Genomic DNA, 7,157 nt, shown 5'->3' with positions numbered 1-7,157 from the left:
TTTTCTGTTTCGCCGGGAAGCGGCGCGCCGCCGCAAAAATGCCTCTTCCCTTTTCTATACTCGTCTGGTATAATATAAGGCGACCAAGGAGGCGGTAGTTATGAACGCATTGCATCCCGTCCTGTCGGCCGCTGTCGGCACGGGGTTTACCTTTTTGATGACGGCGCTGGGCGCGGCGGTCGTCTTCTTCTTCCGCGGGGAGATCAAGGCGTCCTTCCAGCAGGTTTTTCTGGGGTTCGCGGCGGGCGTCATGATCGCGGCGTCCGTCTGGTCGCTGCTCATTCCCGCCATCGAGATGGCGGAGGAACAGGGCGCGGTCGGCTGGATTCCCGCCGCGGGCGGCTTCGTGCTCGGCGGGCTCTTCCTCATGCTGCTCGACCGCCTGCTCCCCCACCTGCACCCGGGCAGCGACTCCCCCGAGGGCATGCCCTCCTCCCTGCGGCGCACGACGATGCTCGTCTTCGCCGTCACGCTGCACAACATCCCCGAGGGGATGGCGGTCGGGCTCTCCTTCGCGCTGGCGGCGCAGGGAGGCGCGGCGAACACCTTCGCGGCGGCCGCCGCGCTCGCCATCGGCATCGGGCTGCAGAACTTCCCCGAGGGCGCCGCGATCTCCCTCCCGCTCAAAAAGGAGGGGCTCTCCAACACCCGGGCCTTCCTCTACGGCGCGCTCTCGGGCATCGTGGAGCCGATCGGAGGCGTCCTCACCGTGCTGATCGCCGGGTCGGTCTCCCCCGTCATGCCCTGGCTGCTCTCCTTCGCGGCGGGCGCGATGATCTTCGTGGTCGTCGAGGAGCTGATTCCCGAGGCGCACCTCGGCGAGCACTCCCACACGGGCACCATCGGCGTCATGTTCGGATTCCTCGTCATGATGATCCTCGACGTGGCGCTGGGATAGCGGGAATTCCATCCGGATATCAGCAACAGAAAGCAGGAGTGAAAACATGCTGGAACTTCAAAATATCACCGTGGACGTGGCCGACAGCCGCGGCATCCTCCGGGACGTGAGCCTCAAAATCGGCGACGGAAAATTTGTCGTGATCACCGGGCCGAACGGCGGCGGAAAGTCCACCCTCGCCCGCGTCGTCGCGGGCATCACCCGTCCGGCGGCCGGGCGCATCCTCCTCGACGGGGAGGACGTCACCGGCCTCGGCATCACCGAGCGCGCCAGGCGCGGCATCGGCTTCGCCTTTCAGCAGCCGGTGCGCTTCAAGGGGCTGACGGTTCGGGACCTCGTCGAGCTGGCCGCCGGGAATTCCCTGAGCGAGCAGCAGCTCTGCGGCTACCTCAGCGACGTGGGACTCTGCGCGAAGGACTACATCGACCGCGAGGTGAACGCGAGCCTGTCGGGCGGCGAAATCAAGCGGATCGAGATCGCGTCGGTCATGGCGCGCAAAACCCGGCTCACCATCTTCGACGAGCCGGAGGCGGGCATCGACCTGTGGAGCTTCCAGAACCTCATCGGCGTCTTCCAGAAGATGCGCCGGGAGACGAGCGGTTCGCTCGTCGTCATCTCCCACCAGGAGCGGATTCTGGAAATCGCGGACGAGCTGATTGTGCTGGCCGGCGGCGTCGTCACGGCGCACGGCCCGCGTGAGGAGCTCCTGCCCGGCCTGCTCGCGGGCGACGGGAGCCGCTGCGCCTTCTGCCCGCAGGAAGGGGGAATCTGCCATGAATAAGATCACCGAAATGCTGCTCGAGATGGTGTCCGAGCTCTCCGGCGTCCCGAAAAACGCCGCCTACAACATCCGCGAGGACGGCGGCTGCGCCGGGCGCGCCTCGACCGACAACGTGCGCATCACCTCCAAAACCGACGAGCCGGGCATCGACATCAAGGTGCTGCCCGGGACGAAGGGCGAAACCGTCTACATTCCCGCCTGCGTCACCCACACGGGGGTTCACGACCTCGTCTACAACGACTTCTACATCGGCGACGGCGCGGACGTCACGATCGTGGCGGGCTGCGGCGTGCACAACGAGGGGGAGGAGGAGGCCCGGCACAACGGCATCCACCGCTTCTTCATCGGCAAAAACGCGCGGGTCCTCTACCTCGAAAAGCACGTCGGCATCGGCGAGGGGACGGGCAGGCGGATCATCAACCCGCAGACCTGGGCCCGCATCGACGAGGGCGGCTACATGAAGATGGACACCACCCAGATCAAGGGGGTCGACTCGACCAAACGCGTCACCCGCGCCGAGCTCATGAAGGACGCCCGCCTGGTCATCCGCGAAAAGCTCATGACTCACGGGGAGCAGACCGCCGAGACGGACTTCACCGTCGATCTCGCGGGCGAGGATTCCGGCTGCGACCTCGTCTCCCGTTCGGTCGCGCGCGGCCGTTCCCACCAGGTGTTCCGCTCGGTCATCAACGGCAACACCCGCTGCACCGGGCATTCCGCCTGCGACGCGATCATCATGGACGAAGGGTCGGTCAGCGCGATCCCCGAGCTGACCGCGGCCAGCGTCGACGCCGCCCTCATCCACGAGGCGGCCATCGGCAAGATCGCGGGAGAGCAGCTCACCAAGCTGATGACGCTGGGCCTCACCGAACAGGAGGCCGAGCAGAAGATCATCGAGGGATTCCTAAAATAGACGGGAAAAGAGGGGGCCGCGTGAGCGGCCCCCTCTTTTTGCCCGCTATGCTCTCCCGAAGCGGGAACGCAGCAGCCCCGCCAGCCAGAAGCAGGCGAAAACCGCGATGTTGGCGACGACGACCGACGCGCCCGCCGGGGTGGAGAAGGCGAACGACCCCACGATGCCCGCGAAGAAGCAGACGACCGACACGGCGGCGGAGGCGATCACGACCCCCTTGAAGCTGCGGCAGACCCGCATCGAGGTGAGCGCCGGGAAGATGACCAGGGAGGAGATGAGCATCGCGCCCATGATGCGCATGCCCACGACGATGGTGATCGCCGTCAGGAAGGCGATGAGCATGTTGTAGAGCTTCGCGTTGGTGCCGGTGGCCTGCGCGAACGCCTCGTCAAAGGTGACGGCGAAAATCTTGTTGTAGAAGCAGATGAAGAGCAGGAGCACGACGGCGGACAGCGCGATGGAAAGCACGACGTCCCCCCCGCTCATCGCCAGGATGCTGCCGAACATGTAGCCGTAGACGTCGGTATTCATGCCGGTGGTGAGGGAGGTGACGATGACGCCGACCGCAAGCGCGCTCGACGCGATGAGCGCGATGGCGGCGTCCCCCTTGATCTTGCTCGTCTCGCTGATGCGCAGCAGCAAAAACGCGGCGATCACGACGACGGGCACCGACACGGCCAGCGGCGCGACGTTCACCGCCATCGCGACCGACAGCGCGCCGAAGCCCACGTGGGAAAGGCCGTCGCCGATCATCGAATAGCGCTTGAGCACGAGGGAGACCCCGAGCAGGGCGGCGCAGAGGGCGACGAGGGTGCCCACGACGAGCGCGCGGCTGATAAAGGAATAGGAAAAGAGCTCGCGGAACAGCTCACCCATGCACGTCACCTCCCAGCAGCCTGCGGCAGACGTCGCTTTCCAGGTATTTTTCCGACGGCCCGTAGAAGAGCACGCCGGTGTCCATATGCAGGATTTTTCCCGCGTTGTGCACCGAGCAGTTGATGTCGTGGCTGACCATGACGATCGTCACGCCCTCCCCGTTGAGCTGGCGGATGAGGGCGTACAGCTCGCTGGTGACGACCGGGTCGAGCCCCGTCACCGGCTCGTCGAGGAGTAGCAGCTTTTCGGTGGCGCAGAGGGCGCGCGCGAGCAGCACCCGCTGCTGCTGCCCCCCCGACAGGTCGCGGTAGGATTTTCTGGCAAGCCCGCCGATGCCGAGCTTTTCGATGTTGGCCGACGCGATCTTCCGCTCGGCCGGCGAATAGAAGGGCCGCATCCCCCGGCGGTTGAGGCAGCCGGAGAGCACGACCTCCCACACCGACGCGGGGAAGTCCCGCTGGACGACCGTCTGCTGGGGCAGGTAGCCGATCATATTCTGTTTGAGCCCGTCGCCGAAGACGATCTCCCCGGCGCGCGGCTTCATGAGCCCGAGCAGCCCCTTGAGTAGCGTCGACTTGCCCGAGCCGTTCTCCCCGACGATGCAGACGTAGTCGCCGTCCTCGATGTCGAAGCTGACGTTTTCCACGGCGAGCTGGTTCTCGTAGCCCATCGTCACGTTTTTACAGGATATCAGCGCCATCAGTTCAGCCCCTCCCGCAGGTTTTCAACATTCCGCTCCATCAGCGAGAGATAGGTCGCGCCGTCTTGCAGCTCCTCCTTGGAGACGTTGTGGCAGGAGTGGAGCAGCAGCGGCTTCGCGCCCGTCTCCTCCGCGATCGAGCGCGCGACCTTCGGGTCGGTCAGCTCCTCATAGTAGATGACGGGGACGCCGTCCGTCTCGATGGCGCGGATGATCTGCGCCACCGCGCCCGCGCTCGGCTCGGTCTCGCCCGAGCAGGAGTCGAACGCCGAGATGCAGGTGAGCCCGTACCGCTCGGCGAAATAGTGCAGCGCAAACCGCCCTCCGAAGACGATCTCCCGGCGCCTGCCCGTCTCCACGACCTCGGAAAACCGTTCGTCGAGCGCGTCGAGCCGGTCCTTGTATTCCGCCGCGCCCGTCTGGTACTCCCCGGCGTTCTCCGAGTCGGCCGCGCAGAGCGCCGCCGCGATGTCGTCCACCATGACCTTGGCGTTCTGCGGGTCGGTCCAGATGTGCGGGTCGTACCCGCCGTGGTCGTGGCCGTCCCCGTCGGCGTCCCTTTCGAGCGTCACATGCGCCGACAGGTCCACCGCCCGCACCCCGTCCCCGGCGCCGGCGAGGATCTTCTCCGCCCACGGCTCCATATACTCGCCCGTATAGAAGAAGAGGTCGGCGTTTCCAATTTTAATGATGTCCGCCGGGGTCGGCTCGTAGGAGTGGCTCTCCACCCCCGGGGGCAGCAGCAGCGTTACGTCGGCATGCTCCCCCGCGATCTGCCGCGCGAAGTCGTACTGGGGAAAGAGGGTCGCCACGACCTTCACCCGGCTGTCCCCTTCGGCGCCGCCCGCCGGGGCCGCGCAGCCCGCCAGCAGGAGGACCGCCAGCAGGGCGGCGGCGATTTTCCGGATCTTTTTCATTTGGATTCTCCCTGGTCCTTCGCGGCGCAGTCGGCGCAGAGGCCGTAGAGCACCGTCTTGGTGTTGTCGATCGTAAACCGGTGGTGCTCCAGCACATGCTTCGCCACCTCTCCGAGATAGTCGCACTCGACGTGGATGAGCCTGCCGCAGCCGGTGCACTTTAAATGAAAGTGCTCGCGGCAGTCCTCCCGTCCGGTGAACTGGTAGCAGGCGCCCGCGCCCTCGCCGAGGTAGTAGCGGCGCACCGCCCCCTGCTCAACCAGCCGGTCGAGGGTCCGGTAGACCGTCGTCCGCCCGACCGGAAGCTGCTGGGCGCGCAGGTGGGCGGCCACGTCCTCCGCCGACAGGTGCCTGTCGCGGTTGTCGGTCAAAAACTGCAGAATCCGCTCCCGCTGGCGCGTTTTGTACCCGTCCGCCATTCCTTCGCCTCCTGTAATTTGAAAATGAATTCCGATTTCATATTTTACCCCACCCCGCCGCGCTTGTCAAGGCAGGACCGTCCACAGAGGAATATTGCACCATTTTTACAGCTTCCATACACCGCAAAACCGCTGTCCACGGGCGTTTCGTAAATATCTGGCAAAGGTGGAAAAACGCCCCTTTCCTGTTCAGTTTGGGCAAAAACATTTCACATTTTAAAATGCTTTCTGTCTGTATTTTACAGACATCTGTCAAAATGTACAAACCAAATGCGCGTTTATCGTCCAAAATGTCATATCTGTGAAGATATTTCATGAAACTGCAAAGAAAATTTGATGGTTTTCGATCTTGCCCCCGTCTATAATGAAAACGGTGGCGCGAGCGTATCGGGAGAATACGTCCATGCCGCCGGAAGAAAGAACACAAATGTTTAGGAGGAATTGAATGATGAAAAAAATTCTCGCTCTCGTGTTCGCATCACTTATGATTCTGTCTCTGGCCGCGTGCGGCAGCAAGCCCGCCGCTGAGCCTGCTCCTGCTCCTGCTCCGGCTCCTGCCGAGGACGCCGCTCCCGCTGAGGATGCCGCTCCCGCCGAGGACGCCGCTCCTGCTGAGGACGCCGCTCCCGCGACCCTGAACGGCGACGGCATCACCGTCGGCGCCTGCATCTACAAATTCGACGACACCTTCATGACCGGCGTCCGCAACAACATGACCGCGCAGGCCGAGTCCCTGGGCGCGACCATCGAGATCGTGGACTCCCAGAACAAGCAGCCGACCCAGAACGAGCAGGTCGACACCTACATCACCAAGGGCGTCAATGCTCTGGCTGTCAACCCGGTCGACCTGACCGCTGCCGGCCCGATCATCGACAAGGCTTCCGCCGCTGGCATCCCGATCGTTCTGCTCAACCGTCAGCCCTCCGAAGAGGACATGGCGAAGTATGACAAGACCTGGTACGTCGGTGCGAAGGCTGAAGAGTCCGGCACGATGTCCGGCCAGATCATCCTCGACTACTTCAAGGCCAACGCGGACGCCGACAAGAACGGCGACGGCACCATCCAGTACGTGATGCTCCAGGGCGAGCCCGGACATCAGGACGCGGTTCTCCGCTCCGAGTACTGCATCAAGGCCATCGAGGACGACGGCACCTTCAAGACCGAGGCGCTCGGCCAGGATACCGCTATGTGGGATAAGGTCAAGGCGACCGACCTCATGAAGAGCTTCATCGCTTCCCAGGGTCTTGACAAGATCGAGGCTGTCTTCGCGAACAACGACGACATGGCGCTCGGCGCGATCGAAGCCCTGAAGGCCGAAGGCTACAACACTGGCGATGCTTCCAAGTACATCCCGGTCGTCGGCGTTGACGCGACCGCTCCGGCTCTGGAGTCCATGAGCAAGGGCGAGCTGCTCGGCACCGTTCTGAACGACGCTGAGAACCAGGGCATCGCGACCGTCAACGTGGCCGTCGCGGCTGCGCAGGGTCTCGAGATCACCAAGGACACCGTTGGCTACGACGTCACCGATGGCAAGTACATCTGGGTCCCGTATGTCAAGGTCACTGCCGACAACTATCAGGACTTTATGTAATCTGAACCACTCAGATGCATTTAGTTTGATAAACGGGCATTCCTAGGCACCTTTAGGCGGGG

8 protein-coding genes are annotated in these 7,157 nt (G+C 63.8%); 4 read left to right on the top strand and 4 right to left on the bottom strand.

The window, feature by feature from the left end; all coding sequences use genetic code 11:
- Positions 1 to 100: 100 nt before the first annotated feature.
- From RDM88_RS10705 to RDM88_RS10695, 3 genes are read left to right on the top strand one after another with little or no spacing between them, the layout of a single operon-like run.
- Positions 101 to 898: a ZIP family metal transporter gene (locus RDM88_RS10705; protein WP_308754831.1), complete on the top strand. Its 798-nt coding sequence runs from the start codon at positions 101 to 103 to the stop codon at positions 896 to 898.
- A gap of 46 nt (positions 899 to 944) precedes the next feature.
- Complete coding sequence (locus tag RDM88_RS10700) at positions 945 to 1,679, top strand: ATP-binding cassette domain-containing protein (RefSeq protein ID WP_308754830.1); 735 nt, start codon at positions 945 to 947, stop codon at positions 1,677 to 1,679.
- Positions 1,672 to 2,592: a SufD family Fe-S cluster assembly protein gene (locus tag RDM88_RS10695; RefSeq protein WP_308754829.1), complete on the top strand. Its 921-nt coding sequence runs from the start codon at positions 1,672 to 1,674 to the stop codon at positions 2,590 to 2,592. The genes RDM88_RS10700 and RDM88_RS10695 overlap by 8 nt, the downstream gene beginning before the upstream one ends.
- Positions 2,593 to 2,637: 45 nt before the next feature.
- Here RDM88_RS10695 and RDM88_RS10690 read toward each other — a convergent pair whose 3' ends face one another.
- From RDM88_RS10690 to RDM88_RS10675, 4 genes are read right to left on the bottom strand one after another with little or no spacing between them, the layout of a single operon-like run.
- The gene (locus RDM88_RS10690; RefSeq protein ID WP_308754828.1) at positions 2,638 to 3,468 is read right to left on the bottom strand and encodes a metal ABC transporter permease; all 831 of its coding nucleotides are present in this window, start codon (positions 3,466 to 3,468) and stop codon (positions 2,638 to 2,640) included.
- Positions 3,461 to 4,168, bottom strand: a complete 708-nt coding sequence (locus RDM88_RS10685; RefSeq protein ID WP_308754827.1) for a metal ABC transporter ATP-binding protein — start codon at positions 4,166 to 4,168, stop codon at positions 3,461 to 3,463. Before RDM88_RS10685 ends, RDM88_RS10690 begins: the two co-directional genes overlap by 8 nt.
- A complete protein-coding gene (locus tag RDM88_RS10680; RefSeq protein WP_308754826.1) occupies positions 4,168 to 5,085 on the bottom strand; it encodes a metal ABC transporter substrate-binding protein in 918 nt (305 codons plus the stop codon). Before RDM88_RS10680 ends, RDM88_RS10685 begins: the two co-directional genes overlap by 1 nt.
- Entirely contained in the window at positions 5,082 to 5,504 is a 423-nt protein-coding gene (locus tag RDM88_RS10675; protein WP_308754825.1) for a transcriptional repressor, read from the bottom strand. The genes RDM88_RS10680 and RDM88_RS10675 overlap by 4 nt, the downstream gene beginning before the upstream one ends.
- A gap of 445 nt (positions 5,505 to 5,949) precedes the next feature.
- Here RDM88_RS10675 and RDM88_RS10670 point away from each other — a divergent pair, with 445 nt between their 5' ends.
- Positions 5,950 to 7,095, top strand: a complete 1,146-nt coding sequence (locus RDM88_RS10670; RefSeq protein ID WP_308754824.1) for a galactose ABC transporter substrate-binding protein — start codon at positions 5,950 to 5,952, stop codon at positions 7,093 to 7,095.
- Positions 7,096 to 7,157: the final 62 nt, after the last annotated feature.

This window comes from uncultured Anaerotruncus sp. (assembly GCF_902490045.1).
In the GTDB taxonomy this organism is placed as follows: Bacteria; Bacillota; Clostridia; order Oscillospirales; family Ruminococcaceae; genus Anaerotruncus.
This window is presented reverse-complemented; position numbering and strand designations above follow the sequence as displayed.